Annotated in this window: 1 protein-coding gene; it reads right to left on the bottom strand. The window is 59.4% G+C overall.

The features are described from left to right. Positions 1-123: FAD-dependent oxidoreductase (locus tag FDX22_RS26305; protein WP_113772942.1), on the bottom strand; the 123-nt coding region annotated here is incomplete at its 3' end. Positions 124-207 lie beyond the last annotated feature (84 nt).

Below are 207 nucleotides of genomic sequence, written 5' to 3'. Positions count from 1 at the left end.
GCCAGCAGAATTGCCGCGCTCGATAACCAGCACCTGTGCACCTTCCCGAGCCAGCACCAGCGCCGCAACCGAACCAGCCAGACCTGCACCCACGATGATGGCATCAAAGATATCTTCGGACATAAGTACTCCTGTCAGCGGCAGGATGCCTTCGCATCCTGCCCGAATGGTTTAACGCGCTAAGGCAGCCGTCAGCGCAGGCAGGAT

Source organism: Citrobacter sp. TBCS-14 (assembly GCF_005280805.1).
Lineage (GTDB): Bacteria > Pseudomonadota > Gammaproteobacteria > Enterobacterales > Enterobacteriaceae > Citrobacter > Citrobacter gillenii.
The sequence above is the reverse complement of the archived record's forward strand: the minus strand, read 5'-3'. Positions and strand labels throughout refer to the sequence as shown.